20 protein-coding genes and 1 pseudogene are annotated in these 21481 nt (G+C 42.4%); 10 read left to right on the forward strand and 11 right to left on the reverse strand.

What is annotated here, in order from left to right; all coding sequences use genetic code 11:
- Positions 1-35: 35 nt before the first annotated feature.
- The 3 genes from ftsH to glmM all read left to right on the forward strand — a co-directional run bounded on the left by ftsH (position 36) and on the right by glmM (position 4240).
- On the forward strand, positions 36-1931 hold the full coding sequence (gene ftsH / locus PSV17_RS02510) for an ATP-dependent zinc metalloprotease FtsH (RefSeq protein WP_300479353.1): 1896 nt from the start codon (positions 36-38) through the stop codon (positions 1929-1931).
- A 70-nt stretch (positions 1932-2001) separates the two neighbouring features.
- Positions 2002-2859: a dihydropteroate synthase gene (folP, locus tag PSV17_RS02515; protein WP_300479354.1), complete on the forward strand. Its 858-nt coding sequence runs from the start codon at positions 2002-2004 to the stop codon at positions 2857-2859.
- Positions 2860-2884: 25 nt separating this feature from the next.
- A complete protein-coding gene (gene glmM, locus PSV17_RS02520) occupies positions 2885-4240 on the forward strand; it encodes a phosphoglucosamine mutase (RefSeq protein WP_300479356.1) in 1356 nt (451 codons plus the stop codon).
- Positions 4241-4372: 132 nt separating this feature from the next.
- Here the strand turns inward: glmM and phoU are convergent, their stop codons facing one another.
- The 7 genes from phoU to PSV17_RS02555 all read right to left on the reverse strand — a co-directional run bounded on the left by phoU (position 4373) and on the right by PSV17_RS02555 (position 10793).
- Positions 4373-5077, reverse strand: coding sequence for a phosphate signaling complex protein PhoU (phoU, locus tag PSV17_RS02525; RefSeq protein ID WP_300479358.1), 705 nt, complete (start codon positions 5075-5077; stop codon positions 4373-4375).
- A 71-nt stretch (positions 5078-5148) separates the two neighbouring features.
- Positions 5149-5919, reverse strand: a complete 771-nt coding sequence (gene pstB, locus PSV17_RS02530; protein ID WP_300479361.1) for a phosphate ABC transporter ATP-binding protein PstB — start codon at positions 5917-5919, stop codon at positions 5149-5151.
- 17 nt (positions 5920-5936) lie between these two features.
- Positions 5937-6794 carry a phosphate ABC transporter permease PstA gene (gene pstA, locus PSV17_RS02535; RefSeq protein WP_300479363.1) on the reverse strand — a complete coding sequence of 286 codons (858 nt, stop codon included), beginning with the start codon at positions 6792-6794 and terminating at the stop codon, positions 5937-5939.
- Positions 6791-7810, reverse strand: coding sequence for a phosphate ABC transporter permease subunit PstC (gene pstC / locus PSV17_RS02540; protein WP_300479364.1), 1020 nt, complete (start codon positions 7808-7810; stop codon positions 6791-6793). The genes pstA and pstC overlap by 4 nt, the downstream gene beginning before the upstream one ends.
- Before the next feature lie 116 nt (positions 7811-7926).
- Positions 7927-8976 (reverse strand): phosphate ABC transporter substrate-binding protein PstS, encoded by a 1050-nt coding sequence (gene pstS / locus PSV17_RS02545; protein ID WP_300479366.1) that lies wholly within the window; start codon positions 8974-8976, stop codon positions 7927-7929.
- 148 nt (positions 8977-9124) lie between these two features.
- Positions 9125-10126 carry an inorganic phosphate transporter gene (locus PSV17_RS02550; protein ID WP_300479368.1) on the reverse strand — a complete coding sequence of 334 codons (1002 nt, stop codon included), beginning with the start codon at positions 10124-10126 and terminating at the stop codon, positions 9125-9127.
- Between the two features lie 10 nt (positions 10127-10136).
- On the reverse strand, positions 10137-10793 hold the full coding sequence (locus PSV17_RS02555; RefSeq protein WP_300479369.1) for a DUF47 family protein: 657 nt from the start codon (positions 10791-10793) through the stop codon (positions 10137-10139).
- Positions 10794-10962: 169 nt separating this feature from the next.
- Between PSV17_RS02555 and arsB the strand changes: the two genes are divergently transcribed.
- From arsB to PSV17_RS02590, 7 genes and pseudogenes are all read left to right on the forward strand, one after another.
- A complete protein-coding gene (gene arsB / locus PSV17_RS02560; RefSeq protein ID WP_300479371.1) occupies positions 10963-12027 on the forward strand; it encodes an ACR3 family arsenite efflux transporter in 1065 nt (354 codons plus the stop codon).
- A 22-nt stretch (positions 12028-12049) separates the two neighbouring features.
- Complete coding sequence (arsC, locus tag PSV17_RS02565) at positions 12050-12463, forward strand: arsenate reductase (glutaredoxin) (RefSeq protein ID WP_300479373.1); 414 nt, start codon at positions 12050-12052, stop codon at positions 12461-12463.
- A complete protein-coding gene (locus PSV17_RS02570; RefSeq protein ID WP_300479375.1) occupies positions 12460-13530 on the forward strand; it encodes a hypothetical protein in 1071 nt (356 codons plus the stop codon). The genes arsC and PSV17_RS02570 overlap by 4 nt, the downstream gene beginning before the upstream one ends.
- A 72-nt stretch (positions 13531-13602) precedes the next feature.
- Positions 13603-14707, forward strand: a protein-coding gene (prfB, locus tag PSV17_RS02575) for a peptide chain release factor 2 (protein ID WP_300479377.1) whose coding sequence is annotated in 2 segments (ribosomal slippage) — positions 13603-13683 and positions 13685-14707 — 1104 coding nt in all. Because the reading frame shifts where the segments join, the coding sequence is not laid out codon by codon here.
- Positions 14708-14709: 2 nt separating this feature from the next.
- Complete coding sequence (gene lysS / locus PSV17_RS02580) at positions 14710-16254, forward strand: lysine--tRNA ligase (RefSeq protein WP_300479380.1); 1545 nt, start codon at positions 14710-14712, stop codon at positions 16252-16254.
- 278 nt (positions 16255-16532) lie between these two features.
- A complete protein-coding gene (locus PSV17_RS02585; protein WP_300479382.1) occupies positions 16533-17912 on the forward strand; it encodes a porin in 1380 nt (459 codons plus the stop codon).
- A 138-nt stretch (positions 17913-18050) separates the two neighbouring features.
- Positions 18051-18190, forward strand: a pseudogene (locus PSV17_RS02590) (helix-turn-helix domain-containing protein); the annotation flags it as partial.
- Positions 18191-18327: 137 nt separating this feature from the next.
- Here the strand turns inward: PSV17_RS02590 and fdx are convergent.
- From fdx to iscA, 4 genes are all read right to left on the reverse strand, one after another.
- Positions 18328-18669 carry an ISC system 2Fe-2S type ferredoxin gene (fdx, locus tag PSV17_RS02595; protein WP_300479384.1) on the reverse strand — a complete coding sequence of 114 codons (342 nt, stop codon included), beginning with the start codon at positions 18667-18669 and terminating at the stop codon, positions 18328-18330.
- Between the two features lie 76 nt (positions 18670-18745).
- Positions 18746-20635 (reverse strand): Fe-S protein assembly chaperone HscA, encoded by a 1890-nt coding sequence (hscA, locus tag PSV17_RS02600; protein ID WP_300479385.1) that lies wholly within the window; start codon positions 20633-20635, stop codon positions 18746-18748.
- 1 nt (position 20636) lies between these two features.
- Positions 20637-21158 (reverse strand): Fe-S protein assembly co-chaperone HscB, encoded by a 522-nt coding sequence (gene hscB, locus PSV17_RS02605; RefSeq protein WP_300479386.1) that lies wholly within the window; start codon positions 21156-21158, stop codon positions 20637-20639.
- A complete protein-coding gene (iscA, locus tag PSV17_RS02610; protein WP_300479388.1) occupies positions 21155-21478 on the reverse strand; it encodes an iron-sulfur cluster assembly protein IscA in 324 nt (107 codons plus the stop codon). Before iscA ends, hscB begins: the two co-directional genes overlap by 4 nt.
- Between the last annotated feature and the right edge of the window lie 3 nt (positions 21479-21481).

A 21481-nucleotide genomic window follows, 5' to 3' on the forward strand; every position in this document is an offset into this window, starting at 1 on the left:
TTAAGTTAATCCACTTTGAAAAAAGGAATGATATTTTGAACAATATATTTAAGAATATTGCCATTTGGTTAGCGATTGCTATGGTTTTTCTAGCAATTTTCAATGTGTCTGGCGTTAAAAATAGCGCTGAAGGCCAAGTAGTGTATTCCCAATTTATTCAGCAAGTCAAAAATGGTCAAATTGCTAAAGTGCAAATAGACGGTCGTGTATTGCACGGCACAACGCATGACGGTAAGAAATTCAATACCTTTGCACCATCTGACCCTTGGTTAGTTTCTGATTTGTTGAAAAATAATGTAAGCGTTGAGGCCAAACCAGATGAAGAACAATCATTATTAATGAGTATCTTTGTTTCATGGTTTCCAATGATATTGTTAATAGGTGTTTGGATTTTCTTTATGCGCCAAATGCAAGGTGGCGGTAAAGGCGGCGGTCCATTTTCATTTGGTAAAAGCAAAGCACGCCAATTAGATGAAACGAATAACACCACGACATTTGCTGATGTTGCAGGTTGTGATGAAGCCAAGGAGGAAGTCACCGAAATAGTAGAGTTTTTACGTGACCCAACTAAATTCCAAAAACTAGGCGGTCGCATTCCACGTGGCGTTTTGATGGTGGGCCCTCCAGGTACAGGTAAAACTTTGCTTGCTCGTGCGATTGCGGGTGAGGCAAAAGTACCATTCTTCACTATTTCAGGTTCTGACTTCGTAGAGATGTTTGTGGGTGTGGGTGCATCTCGTGTGCGTGATATGTTTGAGAATGCCAAGAAAAACTCACCCTGCATTATCTTCATTGATGAGATTGATGCGGTAGGTCGTAGCCGTGGATCTGGCACTGGTGGCGGTAATGATGAGCGCGAACAAACATTAAACCAATTATTGGTTGAGATGGATGGTTTTGAAGGAAACTCTGGCGTAATTGTGATTGCCGCGACTAACCGTGCGGACGTGCTAGATAAAGCCTTGTTACGTCCAGGCCGTTTTGACCGCCAAGTCATGGTGTCATTACCTGATATTAAAGGCCGTGAGCAAATATTGATGGTACATATGCGTAAAGTGCCAATTGATGCCGATGTGAAAGCAGACATTTTAGCGCGTGGTACGCCAGGTTTTTCAGGTGCGGATCTAGCTAATTTAGTGAATGAAGCGGCTTTATTCGCCGCCCGCCGTAATAAACGGACTGTTGATATGCAGGACTTTGAAGATGCTAAAGACAAAATTTTCATGGGTCCAGAACGTAAATCTATGGTGATGCGTGAGGAAGAGCGTCGTAATACTGCTTATCATGAGTCTGGTCATGCGGTAGTGGCTAAATTATTACCTAAAGCTGATCCTGTACATAAAGTAACGATTATGCCGCGTGGCTGGGCATTAGGTTTAACTTGGCAATTGCCGGAGTTTGACCGCATTAGTAACTATAAAGATAAGATGTTAGAAGAAATCTCTATTTTATTTGGTGGCCGTATTGCCGAAGAGATTTTCATGCATCAAATGTCTACAGGTGCTTCAAATGACTTTGAACGTGCGACTAAATTAGCGCGTTCTATGGTGACTAAATACGGTATGAGTGATGCACTTGGCATCATGGTATACGCAGGTGATGAGCAAGATTCTTTCTTTGGTAGTATGAGTTCAAAGACAGTTTCTGAGGCAACACAGCAGAAAGTAGATGCGGAAATTCGCCGTATTTTGGATGAGCAATATGGTATTGCGCGTAAATTGCTTGAAGATAATCGCGATAAAGTTGAGGCGATGACAGCGGCCTTAATGGAATACGAAACGATTGATTCTGATCAAATTAACGATATTATGGCCGGCATTGCAGTGCGCCCGCCAAAACCGACCCAGAGCAAACCTAATCCACCGCGCGATTCAGGCTCATCGGGTTTAGGAGCAAAACCCACACCTCAACCTACAGCTAAAAATGAGTAAATAGATAAAATTCAAAAGGGCTAGATTTCTAGCCCTTTTTTTATGTACTGAAATTTAAGTATAATGCGTTATGCAATCTGACTCTAAATTAAACTTTCAGCCACAGCATGAGTTCTCATGTGGCAAGTATCAACTACTTCTGAATCGTCCACACGTAATGGGTATTGTGAATGTAACGCCAGATTCTTTTTCTGACGGCGGAAAATTCTCTTCCACCGAATTAGCTATTGAACATGCTTTAAAGCTCATCGCTGAAGGTGCAGATATTTTAGATATAGGCGGTGAATCAACCCGTCCTGGCGCCGCTATTGTTAGTTTAGACGAAGAGCTTAAGCGTGTGATTCCCGTAATTGAAGCTTTAAGCAAGACTTGTCATGTGCCTATTTCAATTGATACCTATAAGCCAGAGGTGATGCGTCAAGCAATCGCGGCGGGCGTAGACATTGTAAATGATATTCGCGCTCTACAAGAACCAAATGCGCTGGAGATTGTGGCGCAAAGCAAGGTCGGCGTTTGTTTGATGCACATGCAAGGCACACCTCAAACCATGCAGCTTGAACCTTATTACGCTGATGTAGTGAGCGAAGTTAAGCAGTTTCTTGTAGATAGAATGAATGCAACACTGGCACATGGCATTGAAAAAAATCGAATTTTATTAGATCCAGGCTTTGGTTTTGGTAAAACACGCGCACATAATATTGCACTTATTCAGCACTTGGATGAGTTAAATAAAATCGGTCAGCCGATGTTAGTTGGATTGTCACGTAAATCTGTTTTGGGTTCAATTACAGGTGGCGATGAAGGCCAGCGCCTATATGCAAGCATTGCTGCATCGGTCATATCAGCAATGAAAGGCGCTAAAATAATACGCGTACATGATGTGAAAGCGACGGTAGATGCGTTAAAAGTTGTGACGGCAATTCAATAAAAATTAGAATATGTAGGAATGAAAAATGAGCAAAAAATATTTTGGTACTGATGGCATTCGCGGTAAGGTAGGAGAGCATCCAATTACCCCAGACTTTGTGATGCGTTTAGGCTATGCGGCAGGAAAAGTGCTCACCTCAGCGAATAGTAATCTTGCAAAAGGCGCACATCCTGCCGTGTTAATTGGCAAAGATACGCGCATATCTGGCTATATGTTAGAAGCCGCATTAGAAGCAGGTTTGTCTGCTGCCGGTGTGGACATATTGTTGACAGGACCAATGCCAACGCCAGCAGTTGCCTACTTAACAAGAGCTTTACGTGCGCAGGCAGGCATCGTTATTTCAGCCTCTCATAATCCATATTATGACAATGGTATCAAATTTTTCTCAAGTGAGGGTGCAAAGCTTCCTGACGATATTGAGCATGCCATTGAAGCTGAATTGGAAAAACCAATGCAGGTAATGGAATCAGCAAAGTTAGGTAAAGCACGCCGTATTGACGATGCAGCGGGGCGCTATATCGAGTTTTGCAAAAGTACTTTTCCTAACAATTTAGACTTGCGTGGCTTAAAAATCGTACTGGATTGCGCACATGGCGCGACTTATCATGTGGCACCAAATGTTTTTCATGAGTTAGGCGCAGAAATTGTATGCATCGGCAATAAGCCGGACGGGCTCAATATTAACGAACAGGTTGGTTCAACCCACCCGCAAGCATTGCAGAAAGCTGTGCTAGAACATCAAGCAGATTTAGGTATTGCGTTTGATGGTGACGGTGATCGTGTGATGATGGTCGATGCACAAGGCAATCTATTGGATGGCGACCAGTTGCTATATATTATTGCTACAGGCTTGCAGGCCAAAGGCGAGCTAAAGGGCGGCGTAGCGGGCACGCTCATGACCAATCTGGCCTTAGAGCATGCTTTGCAGAAACATCAAATTCCATTCGCTCGCGCTAAAGTGGGTGATCGATATGTGTTGGAATTATTGAATGAAAATAGCTGGAAATTGGGTGGTGAGAATTCAGGTCATATACTCACATTAGATAAACACACGAGTGGCGATGCGATTATCGCTGCACTTCAAGTGCTACATGCCTTAAAACAAAGCGGTAAAACGCTCACCGAAATGAATACCGAGCTGCTACTTTATCCGCAAGTGCTCATCAATGTCACTACTAAAACTAAACTGAATTTAGAAATTCCACAAATTCAAAACGCAGTTAAAAAAGCTGAGGACGAATTAAATGGATCTGGTCGAGTGCTGCTAAGAGCTTCAGGGACAGAACCTAAAATTCGCGTGATGGTGGAGGGGCAGGATAAGGCCTTAGTGCAGAAATTAGCTGAGGAAATTGCTGAAGTAGTTAGAGCCGCGGCCAGCTAAATAGGAATTTAACGCTAGCTGGAGTTTGTTTAATGCATATTAACCAAACTCCGCTTTATCAAATGAACTAGGGTATAAAATTAACTAGGTTAAAAATTTAACTTGGGTGAACTAGAAAATCTGAATGTTAAGTTAAGACTTCGCGTCTTCTTCCATTTGCTCTATCGTGGTATGGCGAACATCTTTACCTTTGACCATGTATACAACGTATTCAGAGATATTTTTTGCATGGTCGCCGATGCGTTCAATCGCTTTAGACACAAACAGTATTTCTAAGGACATCGAAATTGTGCGCGGGTCTTCCAGCATAAATGTAATAAGGTGGCGAATGGTCATTTGGTACTGGTCATCTACTTGTTCGTCCATTTGCGCAATCGGCAAAACTTTAGTGGCATCTGAACGAGCAAATGAATCGAGGGACATATGAAGCATCTCACGCGCTAGATTGGCCATAGTTTTGATTTCAGCAAAACGCGGCGTCCACATACGATCAGTCTCGCTTGATTTTAATGCTAAGCGTGCAACTTTTGCAGCCTCATCACCAATACGCTCTAAGTCTGTAATGGTTTTAATCATCATCAGCACCATGCGTAAGTCTCCTGCAGCGGGCTGGCGCAAGGCAATAATATGACTGCAATCCTCATCAATTTGCACTTCCAGTGCGTTTACTAGGTGGTCATTATTAATGACTCGTTTAGCTAGCTTGGCATTTGATGTAGTTAATGCGTCTAAAGCGTCCACAATCTGTTGCTCAACGAGTGAACCCATTTCAAGTACTTTAGCGCGTACAGACTCTAATTCTGAGTCGTACTGTTTGTATATATGTTCAGATCCCATCACTTATTCCTTTTAAAAACTTATTCAGTAGAACAAAAAATTGATTGTTTGGTTAGGTCTAGCAATGTTAATTAGCCGAATTTACCTGTGATGTAATCTTCTGTTTCTTTACGACTAGGACGTGTAAAAATAGTATTGGTTTGATCAAATTCCATCAGCTCACCCAAGTACATATAAGCGGTGTAATCTGATACACGAGCCGCTTGTTGCATGTTGTGCGTCACGATAACGATGGTGTACTCTTTTTTCAGCTCATGAATCAAGTCTTCAATACGCGCCGTAGAGATTGGATCTAACGCAGAGCAAGGTTCATCAAGTAACAATACGTTTGGTTTTACTGCCACGCCACGCGCAATGCATAAGCGTTGTTGTTGACCGCCTGACAAGCCAGAACCACTTTGATGCAGTTTGTCTTTCACTTCATTCCAAATGGCTGCTTTCTGCAACGCCCATTCAACGCGGTCATTCATATCTGATTTAGATAAGCTCTCGTAAAGTTTAACGCCGAAGGCAACGTTGTCATAAATAGACATTGGAAATGGTGTTGGTTTTTGAAAAACCATACCGACTTTAGCGCGTAGCAAATTCAAATCTTGTTCGGCAGAGTGAATATCTTTGCCATCAAGCAGGATTTCACCTTCAACACGTTGTTTAGGATAGAGCTCATACATACGGTTAAAAGTACGTAGCAAGGTTGATTTACCGCAGCCAGATGGGCCAATAAAAGCGGTGACTTGGCTTGCTGGAATATCAATATTGATATCTTTAAGCGCATGAAATTTACCGTAGTAGAAATTCATGTTTTTAGCTGAGATCTTCGCTTGAAGAGTTTGCGTGGACATATTTAAGTAATCCTAAACTAACTGTGAGATTGATTTTGACGGAACAAAGTGCGCGCTAATATATTCAGGCCAAGCACGAACAAAGTAATGAGTAAAGCGCCAGCCCATGCAAGGTGTTGCCAGTCTTCATAAGGGCTCATTGCGAATTGGAAAATCACAACAGCTAAACTTGAAATTGGTTGGCTCATATCCGTACTCCAGAACTGATTATTCAACGCGGTGAATAATAGTGGTGCGGTCTCGCCACTGATACGTGCCACAGCCAGCAATAGCCCCGTCAAAATACCAGTTCTTGCTGATTTATAAACGATATTCACAATGACTTTCCAGTAAGGTGCGCCAAGTGCTGCTGCGGCTTCACGCAAAGTGCTTGGTACCAATGACATCATATTTTCAGTGGTACGCACGACTACAGGTATGACTAATAGTGACAAGGCGAATGAACCTGCCCAGCCAGAAAAATGACTGACGCTATGGACAGCGACTTCATAGACAAATAGGCCAATAACAATGGATGGCGCTGATAGCAAGATGTCGTTAATGAATCTTGTTGTTGGCGCTAACCAGCCTGATTTTCCGTATTCTGAAAGATAAGTGCCAGCTAAAATGCCAACAGGTGTACCAATAACTGTAGCAAAGAAAACCATGTACAAACTACCCACAATGGCATTTAACAAGCCGCCGGAGCTGCCAGGTGGGGGCGTCATTTTGGTAAATACATCTAACGTTAAGTGACTAAGACCTTGGCTAAACAATGTCCATAAAATCCATACCAAGAATGTGAGTGCAAATATTACGGTGCCAACAGATAGGCTTAATGTCAGTCCATTCACAAATTTACGGCGCAGGTAGCGTTTGTTATTTAAAGCGGTCATGATTGTTTTCCTTCGCGCAGTGATAAGCGTATCAATAACAATTTAGCCAGTGACAGCACAATAAATGTGATTACAAATAAAGTTAAGCCTAATGTGATGAGTGATGAGGTATATACATCCCCGACTGCTTCGGTAAACTCGTTTGCCAATGCAGATGAAATCGTGTTCCCTGGCATCATTAACGAAGCGGATAATTCGTGAGCATTACCAATAACAAATGTGACCGCCATAGTTTCACCAAGCGCTCTACCTAATCCGAGCATAATGCCGCCAACCACACCTGTTTTCGTATAGGGAAGTACTACGTTCCAAATGACTTCCCAAGTGGTAGCGCCTAGTCCGTAGGCAGACTCTTTAAGCATGCTCGGCACAATCTCAAACACATCTCTCATTACTGATGCTGTGTATGGGATCACCATAATAGCGAGAATAAAGCCTGCTGTGAGCATGCCAATACCCATAGGTGGGCCTTGAAATAAAATACCTATCAAAGGCAGTGCACCGAGATGATCATTCATCCAAGGTTGCACGTGGTCGGCAAACAACGGTGCGAATACAAATAAACCCCACATGCCATAAATAATGCTTGGGATACCTGCTAACAGCTCAATAGCCACGCCAATTGGACGTTTAAGCCAGTTTGGAGAAAGTTCTGTGATGAATATTGCAATACCAAAACTCACTGGAATACCAATGAGCATGGCAATAAGCGCAGTGATAAAAGTGCCGTAAATTGGCACAACACCACCAAAATCAATCGTGACAGGATTCCATGACGTGCTGGTGTAAAAAGAGGCACCGAACATCTTTAATGCAGGCAAGCTGCCTACTAATAGAGTAATAATAATGCCAAACAGTAGGATAAAAACTAGAAAAGCAAAAAACATGGTGGTATAGCGAAACAGCTTATCTAGCATCGCTCCTATGTTTTTATTATGTGGACTATTCGGCATTGAAATTGATTCTCGAATGATGATTTCTTCATTTAAAACTGCTGAGGTGGCGTAGATATCCATTATTATATTTCCTTCCGCAGTGTTTAAGTTGATAATGTTAATAGGCGCAATTAAATTGCGCCTATTAACATTAGTGATTACTTTTACTTATTTTGTTTTATTTTACTAATTTGAAACTATTTAGTCCAAACTGCAGCGCCATCTTTGCTTTTCATGTTTGTTTTCCAGCTAGTTTCAATCAATTTTACGACGTTATCTGGCATTGGCACGTAGTCCAAACCTTTTGCCATCAAAGCACCGTTGCTGAAACTCCAATCAAAAAACTTAAGTACTTCAGTTGCGTTAACTGGCTTGTCTTGTAGTTTGTGCATTAAAATGAAACTGGCACCAGTAATAGGCCATGTAGTTTTGCCTGGTTCGTTAGTCAGAATTTCGTAAAAACCAGGTGCTTTTTCCCATTCGGCGTATTTAGCCGCTGATTGAAAGCTTTCGATACTTGGTTCAACAAACTCACCATCTCGATTTTGCAAGCTTATGGTAGGTAATTTGTTTTGTTTAGCGAAGGCATACTCAACGTAACCAATTGAGCCTTTTATACGTTGTGCGTATGATGCAACGCCTTCATTACCTTTACCGCCTAAGCCCGTTGGCCATGCAACAGAAGTATCAGCACCCACTTTATCACTCCACTCTTTGCTTACTTTACTTAAGTAGTTAGTGAATACAAAAGAGGTACCAGAACCGTCAGAACGATGCACTACAGTAATTGCTGAATCTGGTAATGCTAGGCTTGGGTTAAGCGCTTTAATTGCGGGGTCATTCCATTTAACTATTTTTTTCAAATAAATATTCGCTAGCACTTCACCGTTTAGACGCATTTCGCCATCAGCAACCCCAGGAACATTCACTACAGGAACAACGCCACCAACGATTGCTGGGAATTGCATTAAGCCAGCTTTATCTAGCTCTTCAGGTTTCAACGGTTTGTCAGAAGCACCAAAATCTACTGTTTTATTAGTGATTTGTTTAATACCACCACCGGAACCAATAGATTGGTAATTCAATTTAACACCAGTTTTAACGTTATATGATTCCGCCCATTTTGCATAAATTGGGTATGGGAAAGTCGCACCAGCCCCAGTAATGTCAGTTGCGAATGCGCTAGGGGCGAGGATAAGACCTGCGGCTAAAAGCGCTGCCTTAAGATTAAAGTTGTTAACTTGCATTAATTTCTCCAGTTGATTCATGAGTTGGTTTAACTTGATGACCATTCTAGAAATCAAATATGACAATTTAATGACAAATTGAATAAACGTTAAAAATAAAAAGGGACTCATAAAGAGTCCCTTTTTATTTAAAATGCTGAATTAATGACTAATTTAAAAATGTACTACCAAAATGATAACTCATTGCTGCAATTAAGCCTGCGCAAGGTATGGTCAGCACCCATGCCCACACAATGCGAGATGCTAGCCCCCAGCGAACTGCAGATACGCGTCTTGATAGACCAACGCCAACAATAGCACCAGTAATGGTATGCGTAGTTGAAACTGGAATACCTAGCGAAGTAGCAATAAATAAGGCGATAGCGCCAGATGTTTGTGCGCAAAAGCCACCAGAAGGGCGGATACGCGTAATGCCCATCCCCATGGTGCGAACAATACGCCAACCACCGAACAGTGTGCCGCATGCCATGGCAACTTGACAAGAAATGACTACCCAAAATGGCACATGGAAATCACCCTGAATATAACCGTTGGCATAAAGCAAAACTGCAATAATACCCATGGTTTTTTGTGCATCATTACCACCATGACCTAAGCTGTAAAGTGATGAGGAGACAAATTGAAGCTTATTAAACATGCGTTCAGTTGGATAGGGCGAAGATTTTTCATAAATCCACAATACCAACACCATTAAAATGAGTGCGAGTAACATGCCGAATAAAGGAGACAGAATAATAGCGATTGAGGTTTTAATGAGGCCAGCAGCTACAATAGCCCCAGTGCCCGCTTTAGCTACGCCCGCACCCACTAAACCACCGACTAAAGCGTGTGATGAAGATGAAGGAATACCAAACCACCAGGTAATTAAGTTCCAAGATATTGCGCCACTGAGCGCGCCGAATATCACGGCATTATCAATAATCTCTTTAGAAATTATGCCTTTACCGACTACATTGGCAACATGTAAGCCAAAAAACAAAAAAGCGATTAAGTTAAAAAATGCCGCCCAAACCACCGCAGCCTGCGGTGTGAGTAAGCGCGTAGAAACCATAAGTGCAATGGAGTTTGCTGCATCGTGAAAGCCGTTCATGAAGTCGAACATGAGGGCAACCACCACGAGCAATGCCATGATGAGGATTGCGTGATCCATGCTGTACTCCCTAAATTCGCTCTAGCACAACACCGTGGATTACATCGGCTACATCTTCACAGCTATCAACCGCCATTTCAAATAAATCATAAAGTTGTTTTGAGCGAATCAGTTTACGTGCATCAGCTTCTTCATCAAACAAACGGCGCATACCAGCACGCATCACATGATCTGCCTCGCCTTCAATCGCACTGATTTCTTCACAAGTGCGTAAAATGCGTTCAGCATTTTTCATGTCTGAAAGCATATTCACCGCATCGCGTACTTTTTCAGAAGCACGCAATAAAATTTGACCTAGCGCAACCATTTCAGGCGTGAAGTCACTGTGACCGTAAATTTTAGAACTTTGTGGAATGTCTTCCATGTAATCGATAATGTCATCTAGCGCCATGGCTAGCTCGCGAATTTCGCGTCGGTCGAATGGGGTAATGTAAGTTTTGTGAAGTGAGAGAAGAATTTCTTTGGTGTATTCATCAGCTTGGGATTCAATCGCTCTAATTTCAGCGAAATGTTCTTCAAATTTTGCTGGGTCATTCACGGCTGACATCATGGCAAGCACTTTGGAGCCTTTCACTGCGCTATCCGCTAAGTGGTTAAACAACACAAAGTAATTGTCGTTACGTGGTGATATTGCAGCCATTAATCGACCGAAAACCGCATTTGCCATACTTCATTCTCCCAATTTTTTTATTACAAATTTATTGCAATTTAATTTCAAAATTATTATTGCGCTATTTTAACCGCCCAAGTTTAAATCCGCGAGCGCTAATGTCATAAATAGTTAAATTTCTTACGATATAATTCGTACTTTATATATTAGTTGTATTTAAACAAAAATGAGTCTTTCTAACAAAGTGCAGCAGACAAACATCAAGCCAGTAATAGGGTCTTTCGAAAAAAATCTTACATGGTGGGTTTTAGCTTGCATTGTTGTTGGGGTTGCTATAGGTAAACTATTCCCCGAATTCTTTCAAATAATTGGTAGTTTAAAAATCGCTGAGGTTAACTTGCCAGTGGCTTTGCTCATTTGGTTGATGATTATCCCAATGCTGCTCAAGGTAGATTTTAGTTCGATGAAAGATGTGCTAACGCATAGCAGGGGCATTGGCGTTACCTTGTTTATAAATTGGTTCGTCAAGCCATTTTCCATGGCACTTTTAGCTTGGATTTTCATTCGCCATCTATTTGCTGGATTATTACCTATAGACCAAATAGATAGCTATATTGCAGGATTAATTTTATTGGCCGCAGCGCCATGCACGGCCATGGTGTTTGTATGGAGCAGCTTATGTAATGGCGATGCTAAATTTACACTTTCACAAGTGGCGATTAACGATGCCATTATGTTAGTGGCTTTTGCACCCATAGTGGCGCTTCTACTTGGTTTGTCTAGCATTATTGTTCCGTGGAATACGCTATTTATCTCGGTGATTTTATTTATTATCGTGCCAGTGGTGGTAAGTCAAATATTACGTAAACTGCTACTTTCTAAAGGTCAAAAAGCGCTAGACATAACACTTAAACGACTACACCCAATTTCACTTGCCGCCTTACTTGCAACGCTAGTTTTGTTGTTTGGTTTTCAAGGTCAGCAGATTTTGGCACAGCCAATGATTATTGGCTTGTTAGCCGTGCCAATTATTATTCAAACCTATTTCAATTCTATGCTCGCTTATTGGTTGAATAAGAAACTCAAAGTTGCCCATTGTGTGGCTGGTCCTTCCGCTTTAATTGGCGCATCTAACTTCTTTGAGCTGGCTGTAGCAACAGCGATTGCTTTATTTGGTTTTAACTCAGGGGCTGCACTTGCTACGGTTGTTGGTGTGTTAATTGAAGTACCTGTAATGTTATCGGTTGTGGCGATTGTAAATAGAAGTCGCAACTGGTACGAATCAGATTGATATTAATAAAGAGCGAATAAAAATGAAAGTAACTATTTATCACAATCCTGTTTGTGGCACATCACGTAACACCTTGGCCATGATACGCGCCAGCGGAGTGGAGCCTGAAGTGATTGAGTATATTAAAAATCCACCAAGTCGAGAGCGTTTAATTGAGCTTATTGCTGCCATGGGTGGCAATATACGTGCGCTTATCCGCGAAAACGGAACGCCTTATGCTGAATTAGGTTTAGATGATGCAAATTTATCAGATGACGCTTTGATAGACGCTATGTTGCAACATCCGATTCTTATTAACCGCCCAATTGTAGTGACTAGCAAAGGAATAAAACTATGTCGCCCATCAGAGTTGGTGTTAGATATTTTAGAAAATCCAAATATTGGCACTTTTACTAAAGAAGATGGCGAAGTGGTTAATGCGGCGACAAACGTTTGATAGTTAATCAACATGCCTTCGCAAGCTCTTTGGTTGGTGGTGTAGATAATGCCAGCGCGGCAGAAAAAAATATAAGCGAAATATTAACGCATGTTTTCAAACACGCTGCGCCGCATAAGGCTGTGGTTGTGTTTGATACAGCATGCGAGTTGGCTAACGCTTTGACGCAAGCCTATAGAAATTGCCTGCCAGAGGCACATTTTGTAGACTTTGATAAACACACGCCCGTTGAGGTGTTAGCGGTATTGGCTGATTTGACAGAGTCAGATTTAGTGGTGCTTGTTCAATCTACCAACTTCAGGCTGGAAGCTTTTCGCATTCGGGTTGAGCTATTCAAACGCGGCCTCAAAGTCATTGAGCATCCACATTTAAGCCGTATGGTCGGTGCAGAAGTTGGATATTACATTGACGCTTTAGCCTACGACCCACAATATTTTCGCGGTGTAGGTGAACAATTGAAAGCTATTATCAATCAAGCACAGACTGGTTGTATAGATAGTGGCGGTGATGCGTTTCCTGAGGCTCGCTTAATGATTGGTTCTGCCTTCGAATCAGCCAAACTCAATGTGGGTGATTACAGTGAGATGCCAAATGTAGGTGGGCAATTTCCTATTGGCGAAGTATTTACCGAAGCGCGTGATTTAGAAGCCGTGAATGGACGCGTACGAATTTTTGCTTTTGGTGACACACAATATAAGGTTAACCGCCCAGCCATTCCTATCACTTTGATTGTTGAACGCGGACAAGTGGTCGCCACTGAAGATAGCACGCCACAGTTTGATGCGGTTTTAGCTAATATTCGTGCGGACGAGCAAGTGGTTTGGTTACGCGAAATTGGCTTTGGCTTAAATCGCGCTTTTAGCAAAGATCGTAGTGTGAGCGACATTGGCAGTTATGAGCGCATGTGCGGCGTGCATTTGTCATTAGGCGCCAAACATGGTATTTACGGCAAACCAAACTTTAAGCGCGGTGACGGAAAATATCACATAGATGTATTTGCCGTGACTGAGCGAGTCACTTTAGACGAGCAAGTGGTTTATCGTGATGGCGCTTGGTGCGTGGGCTAGACTAAAAGTAGGGGTTGTTTTGCTGTATAATGTGCGCTTTCAATAGCACCGCAAGTCATTGTAGAAATCATTATGGAAGCTGAACAACTCAATATTATCGCTAATCGTTTAATCGATTTAGCCGAACGCAATCAATCCCTTAGGGGGTATCTTTGACTTTGAGACCAAGTCTCAGCGTCTAGAAGAAGTCAATGGTTTGTTGGAAGACCCCAAAGTTTGGGATGACAACAAAAAAAGCCAGGAATTAGGTAGAGAAAAGCGCGCATTAGAGCTTGTAGTTAATAATTTACAATCCGTTGAAAGCAGCTTAAATGATAGCCGCGAGCTATTTGAAATGGCGCGCGAAGAAAATGACGACGAAACCTTACTAAGCGTAGATACTGATTCGCTAGCAGTAGAAAAACAAGTGGCCGAAATGGAATTCCGCCGCATGTTTTCTGGCGAGTTAGATTCGAATAATTGCTTTATTGAATTTCAATCAGGCAGTGGTGGTACAGAAGCGCAAGATTGGGCGGCCATGCTGCTGCGTATGTATTTACGTTATTGCGAACGCAAAGGCTTTAAGGTGGAAGTGCTAGAAGAGTCTGATGGCGATGTAGCAGGCATTAAAGGCGCATCTATTAAAGTCACTGGTGACTATGCTTATGGCACATTAAGAACCGAAAATGGCGTGCATCGCTTAGTGCGTAAATCGCCGTTTGATAGTAACGCCAAACGCCATACTTCATTTGCTAGCGTGCAGATTTTCCCAGAAGTCGATGATTCGATTCAAATTGATATTAACCCAGCCGATCTGCGCATTGATACTTATCGCGCCAGTGGTGCGGGTGGTCAGCACATTAATAAAACCGATTCTGCTGTGCGTATTACGCATATTCCAACTAATACCGTGGTGCAATGTCAAAACGACCGCTCACAACATCGTAACCGTGATGAAGCGATGAATATGCTAAAAGGCGCGCTGTATAACCTAGAACTAAATAAGCGCAATGCCGACAAACAAGCGCTTGAAGATGCTAAAACTGATATTGGTTGGGGGCATCAAATCAGGTCTTACGTGCTAGACCAAGGCCGCATTAAAGATTTACGTACCAATGTAGAAATTGGTAATACGCAAGGCGTGCTTGATGGCGACCTTGACCCATTTATACAAGTCAGTTTGAAGCAGGGAGTCTAAGAATGAATAATCAAGAGAAGAGTCAGCAAATTAGTGAAGTTGTTGCCGTAGACGAAAACCACGTTATCGCCGAGCGTCGTGAAAAGCTAAAATCAATTCGTGAAGCCACTGGTGGCGTAGCGTTTCCTAATGATTTTAAGCCGCAACATAAAGCAGCTGACTTAATCGCGGCCTATGCTAATCAAGAAAATGAAGCATTTGAAGCAACACCAGTTAACGTTGTAGTAGCTGGCCGTATGATGTTGAAACGCGTGATGGGTAAGGCAAGTTTTGCGACCATACAAGATGGCAGCGGCGCAAATGCAGGTAGCCGTATTCAGCTGTATGTAGCTAAAGACATGATTAGCGAAGAAATCTACGAGCAATTTAAACATTGGGATTTGGGCGACTTTTTAGGAGCGACTGGTCATTTGTTTAAAACTAAAACGGGTGAGCTTTCAATTAAAGTCACTGAAATTCGTTTGCTGACAAAATCTTTACGTCCATTGCCAGAAAAATTCCACGGTTTGCAAGACCAAGAGGTTAAATATCGTCAGCGTTACGTTGACTTAATTACCTCAGAAGAAACGCGTGCGACTTTTGTGGCACGTAGCAAAGTGGTTTCTGCCATTCGTAACTTTATGATTGAAAATGAATTCTTAGAAGTTGAAACGCCGATGTTGCACCCGATTCCAGGTGGCGCCTCTGCTAAGCCATTCATTACGCACCACAATGCTTTAGATATGCAAATGTATATGCGTATTGCTCCAGAGCTGTATTTGAAACGCCTTGTTGTGGGTGGTTTTGAGCGTGTGTTTGAGGTAAACCGTAACTTCCGTAACGAAGGTTTGAGCGTTCGTCATAACCCAGAATTTACCATGATGGAGTTCTATGCGGCTTATACCGACTACCAATGGTTAATGGACTTTACGGAAAACTGTATTCGCACCGCAGCTATTGCGGCGCGCGGCACCGCAGTGTTGGAGTATCAAGGTCGCGAGTTGGATTTAAGCAAGCCATTTCAACGCTTAACCATTGTAGGTGCAATTCAAAAATATGCCCCGCAATACATGCTTGAGCAGTTAAATGATGAAGCGTTCTTACGTGCTGAAATTCTTAAACACGGTACAAAACCATTTGACCATGCAGGTTTAGGTGCATTGCAATTAGCCTTGTTTGAAGAAACCGCAGAAAGCCAATTGTGGGAACCAACTTATATTATTGACTACCCAGTGGAAGTTTCGCCGCTGGCACGTGCATCCGACAAAAACCCAGAAATCACAGAGCGTTTTGAATTGTTTGTGACTGGTCGCGAAATTGCCAATGGCTTCAGTGAGTTGAATGATGCCGAAGACCAAGCGGCACGCTTCCATGCGCAAATGAAAGCTAAAGAGGCGGGTGACCATGAAGCCATGTTCTATGATGCAGACTTTATTCGCGCTTTAGAATACGGCATGCCACCAGCAGGCGGTTGTGGTATCGGCATCGACCGTTTAGTGATGATGATTACTGACAGCGCAAGTATCCGTGATGTGATTTTGTTTCCTCATATGCGCGTTGAAAGTTAGCATTATGTAGGAGCGGCTTATAGCCTCGAACAACCCAAGCAACAAATTTCAGTGTGCAGGATATCTCTGCATTCGGGGCTAGAAGCCCCTCCTACAAAAACCTAAAAAACGCCTATTAGTGAAATCTAATAGGCGTTTTTTTGTTGTAAAAATACAACGTAATAATCATTTATTTTGATAAATATAGCTCTGTCATCAAATTGTAATACTGATATCGCAGAATCCGTCTTGTTGAAAAAACGCAGTAAATAATTATTAAATTGACAAGGGGTTTTTAAATGAGTTACAAATTACAAAGCTTGGTTGCTGCAACACTTGCTGGATCATTAATGTTAAGTGTTGGTACTAATGCAATGGCTGATTCAACAGATGAACTTGTAGGTGCATTAGTTGCTAAAGGCGTGTTGACGGATGAAGAAGGCGCCTTGTTAATGAAGGGGCGTGCTAGTGAAAAAGAAGCTGCTGAGAAGAAGGCTAGAAGTAATCCAACATTAGAGGTTGGTAAAAAAGGCTTGGTAGTTAAAGGCGCTGATGGTGACTTTAGTATCAAGCTAGGTGGTCGTATGCATGCAGATTATTCAAGCCACTCTGGTGATGAATCATTGAAAGGTGGGAAAGAAGCTGTTGACGGTACAGAGATTCGTCGTGGCCGTATTGCATTGAGTGGCACTGTATACAATGACTTTGACTACATGATTGAAACTGACTTTGGCGGCGATAAGGTTTCTATCAAAGATTTATTTATGGTTTACCATGGCTTCAATGCTCCTATGGAGCTAACTGTAGGTCATCAAAAACATGCGATGAGCATGGAGGTTCAAGAGAGTTCAAACGATATTATGTTCACTGAACGCTCATTAGTAACTGCATTAACACTACCATATTTTGACCGTGCTATTGGCGTTAACATGAAAGGTTATGGTAAGGACTGGCATGTTAACGCTGGCCTGTACGGTGACTCTATGGCGAATGGTGCTTCAAACAAAGATGAGGGACATGGTTTTGGTGTCCGTGGTACATACGCCTTAATAAATGAAGCGGATAAAGTATTGCATGTAGGCGCCAACTATGGATATCGTAAAGTGTCTGAAGATAATTTGGCTAATGGTAAAACAACGGAATTTAGTTATAAAACTACCAATTTATCAAGCCTGAAGTTAGTAGATGCTAAGTTTACTAATATGGACGATGTGAAAACAGGTATTGTTGAATTGGCAGCGATGTATGGCCCACTTTCTTTCCAAAGTGAATATGCTAAATCAACGGTTTCAAGAACAACTGGTTCAGATGTTGATTTTGACGCGTTTTATGCACAAGTTGGTTACACGTTAACAGGTGAGTCACGTACTTATAAGGGCTCTGATGGTGAGTTCAAACGCTTAGTACCAAAAAGTAAGTTTAGTTTAAAAAATGGTACGTGGGGTGCTTGGGAAGTGGCAGCTCGCTATGATCAAGCTGATTTAGAAGATGACAATGTTACAGGTGGTGAGCAAAAAAGAATGTCAGTTTCTTTAAACTGGTACTTAAATGAGGATGTACGTCTATTGGCTGGCTACACTAAGGCATTTGAATTGGATGGTGGCGCTTTGACCAAAGCTGATGGTAAGTATGCAGATGACATTGATGTCTACACTGTAAGAGCACAGTGGGCATTCTAAAAAAGAGACTGTAAAGAATCTATTTTAGTAGTTTGTATTAGTTCCCATTTACTCAGACAGTTCAATTGCAAAGGTGAGCGTTACCGAGTTTGATATGGATGTTGAATCCGTAATCAAACTTAAAGAAAGGTAACGCTCATGTTGCATACTCACATCCAAATCATTAAACATAAGCAGGATTACTTAATCTTGCTTTAGAACTACAAAACGTTTCAAAAGCCTGCAAAATTATGGATGTCTCAAGAGACACGTTCTATCGCTATCAAGAACTGGTTGAAACCGATGGATTTGTAGGGCTCATCAATCGTTATAAACGAAAAACGAGTGCCCAATCTAACTAGGTGCTGGAATTCGACTGCATAAGTGATGACAGCTTCACCGCTAGTAATGAATCACGAGCTAAACAGATTAAGGCCTAGCGATGGCCTTCTTTTGCCATATTAATTGAGTACTTAGGTATTTCAACCACTAAATCCTCTTTACCAACCAGTGCTTGGCAAGATAAGCGCGAGTTGGGTTCTAATCCCCAAGCCTTATCCAGCAAATCATCTTCTTGGTCGTTTGAAGGGTTAAGAGATTTAAAACCTTCGCGCACAATCACATGGCAAGTGGTGCAGGCACATGCTTGGTCGCAAGCATGGTCTATATCAATATGGTTATTAAGCAATACATCGCATATCGACTCGCCTGTTTTAGCTTCAATCGCTGCACCATCTGGGCAGAGTTCAACATGAGGCAGTATGATTATTTGTGGCATGTGTTTTCCCTTTTTTGTAGGAGCGGCTTTTAGCCGCGAATGTATTCAAGAAAGCATTCGCGGCTAAAAGCCGCTCCTACAGGTTAATTGAATCTAAGTTCTTGCCGCTTAATGCATGACTCACGCTTGCATTCATTCGCGCTGCGGCAAATGCTTCGGTGGCATGGTTCAAAGCATCTACGGCTTTGTTAATAGCATCAGCATCTTCGGCTTGGCTTACCGTTTGCAGGTTTTGTATTTCAGTTTCTATTGTTTGCTTTTCATTATCACTAATTAGATGGCTATCTGCATTTAATGCCAGTGTGACTGAGTTAATAATGGCACCTGCAGAAACGCGGGCTTCTGCCAGCATACGCGCTTTCTTGTCAGCCTCTGCACTGCCAAATGATGATTTCAGCATACGCGTGATTTCATCTTCACTCAATCCATATGACGGTTTAACCACTACATGCGCTTCAACACCGTTGGTTTGTTCGCGAGCGCTGACTGAAAGTAAGCCGTCTGCATCCACCTGAAAAGTCACACGTATGCGAGCTGCGCCAGCCGCCATAGGTGGAATGCCGCGTAGCTCAAAACGTGCTAACGAACGGCAATCTGCGACCAGCTCACGTTCACCTTGCACCACTTGTATGCTCATGGCGGTTTGACCATCTTTGTAGGTAGTGAAGTCTTGCGCGCGTGCAATTGGCAACGTGCTGTTGCGAGGAATAATTCTTTCTACCAAGCCGCCCATGGTTTCTAAGCCTAAAGAAAGCGGAGTCACATCTAGTAGCAATAAATCATCTTCACTGCGATTGCCTATTAAAGCATTGGCTTGAATGGCTGCGCCAAGTGCCACCACTTTATCTGGATCTAAATTGGTCAGAGGTGTTTGTTTAAAGTACTCTTCAACAGCATGTCTTACTTGTGGCATGCGGGTAGCGCCACCTACCAGCACAACGCCTTCAATATCTTCTAATGTAAGACCCGCGTCACGCATAGCTTTGCGTGTAGGTGCGAGTGTTTTAATCACTAACTGTTGCGTGAACTCTACAAATTGCGTTGCGCTGATTGTTATATCTACTAAAGTACCAGTACTTAAACGACATACAATTTGCGCTTCATGGTTATCTGTTAACCATTCTTTTGCTTGACGTGCTTTGGTGAGTAACAAGCGAGTGTCGTTCTCATTGAGTGGACTAAAATTATTAGTAGTTTCTCTAATTCTGTCTAATACCCAGCAATAAATACGGTGGTCAAAATCATCACCGCCAAGCGCAGAATCACCATTGGTGGCAAGTACTTCAAACACGCCTTTAGTCAGTTTAAGAATGGACACATCAAACGTGCCGCCACCTAAATCATAAATAACAAAGGTACCTTCTGCAGCATTGTCCAAGCCATAAGCCACGGCAGCAGCAGTAGGTTCATTGAGTAGGCGTAATACATTTAAACCCGCTAATCGCGCGGCATCTTTTGTGGCTTGGCGTTGTGCATCGTCAAAGTAGGCGGGCACGGTAATCACTACGCCCATTAAGTCGCCACCTAGCGACTTTTCAGCACGCGCTTTAAGTGTCTTCAGAATTTCTGCGGAGATTTCTACGGGTGTTTTTAAACCAGCGCGAGTTTGAATTTGCAATAATTTGGTTGAGTCAGAGCTATCAACAAAGTTATATGGAATGTGCGCTCTATCAGCAATATCTTTTAGACTACGCCCCATAAATCGCTTGGCTGAGGCAATGGTATTCACTGGGTCTGCACTCTGCTGTGCTTGCGCATCATGCCCAACAACCACTTCACCTTCTGGCATATAACGCACTACAGAAGGTAATAGCGCATGGCCATGTTCATCTTGTAATACAGTCGCCATGCCACTTTTTACCGTAGCTACTAGAGAGTTTGTCGTGCCTAAGTCTATTCCAACCGCCAACTTGTGTTGGTGTGGTGCGGCGCTCATGCCAGGTTCGGATATTTGCAGTAATGCCATATTAAATGTCTAATTGTTCAATTGCGCGGTTAATGTCTTCAGAGACTTTTTCCATAAAAATCAGTTTTCGAGTAGCATCAGTGGCTGTGGCGTAATCCTTTTTCACATCAAGCAAACTGACTAGATTCTCTTGCAAACTTTTTGCTTCAACTCGAATTTCAGCAAGTAAATTATCTAAAGCGTCTACATCTTTAGCTGAAACTGCATCTTCCGTAGCTTCTCGCCATTCCATTTGCTGCATTAAAAAGTCCATCGGCATAGCGGTATTAGTTTCGCTGATAGCAGTAATGCCCTGCAATTCTAATAGATATTTAGCGCGATTAGCTGGATTTTTAAGGCATTGGTAAGCTTCATTTGCTAGCGTTGCAAGTTGCATAGCACTTAGCTTTTCTGTCGCTGATGCCGTTAAAAATCTGTCTGGATGCGACTCAGATTGTATCTTACGGAAATTGCTTTCTAGTGTGGCTAGTTCAATATTAAAAATTGGGTTAAGACCAAACAACTCAAAATAATTCAAACTCACACTGTAAAGCTTTCACCGCAACCACACTCGTCTTTTACGTTGGGATTGTTAAACTTAAAGCCTTCATTTAAGCCTTCTTTGGTAAAGTCTAATTCTGTACCATCAATGTAAACAAGGCTTTTTGGGTCAACAATCACTTTAACGCCGTGACTATCAAACGCGGTGTCTTCTGGATGCATCTCATCTACAAACTCCAGTGTATACGCCATGCCTGAACAGCCAGTGGTTTTAACGCCCAAACGTAAGCCAATGCCTTTGCCGCGATTGGCAAGGAATTTTTCTACGCGATTAGCCGCGGTTTCTGTGAGTGATATTGCCATAAT

The organism is Methylotenera sp. (genome assembly GCF_029946165.1).
Taxonomy (GTDB): Bacteria; Pseudomonadota; Gammaproteobacteria; order Burkholderiales; family Methylophilaceae; genus Methylotenera.